Raw genomic sequence first — 309 nt, 5'->3', positions numbered from 1 at the left:
GTCGAGCTCAGCGCCCGACGACAGGTCGAAACGCCCTCTCTGATATTGAGCAGCGCAGTCACGGTAATCCGTCACCGAGTCCTTACACAGCACGCGGTCAATCAACACAAGGCCATCGAGATTTGACTTGGCAGCAACAAGGTCTCCCGTCGTTCCCAGCAACATCGACCCTGCCGTGGAGGCAAAGCCAATCGTGTCCAGGTCGGCATTGCGCACCACCACCGGCGCGCGCAGGTTAAAGAGCCCCGGCACGCTAAACGTCTCAATCGACGTCCAACCGCCGACTTCGGCAACGAAGTCTTTTTGAGA

Annotated in this window: 1 protein-coding gene; it reads right to left on the bottom strand. The window is 58.6% G+C overall.

All coding sequences use genetic code 11. From position 1 onward, the window contains the following. The coding region (locus RVY79_RS18710; protein WP_317466051.1) for a hypothetical protein at window positions 1–309 on the bottom strand (309 nt) is incomplete at both ends.

The sequence above is a fragment of the Chromohalobacter sp. HP20-39 genome (assembly GCF_033052815.1).
Lineage (GTDB): Bacteria > Pseudomonadota > Gammaproteobacteria > Pseudomonadales > Halomonadaceae > Chromohalobacter.
The sequence above is the reverse complement of the archived record's forward strand: the minus strand, read 5'-3'. Positions and strand labels throughout refer to the sequence as shown.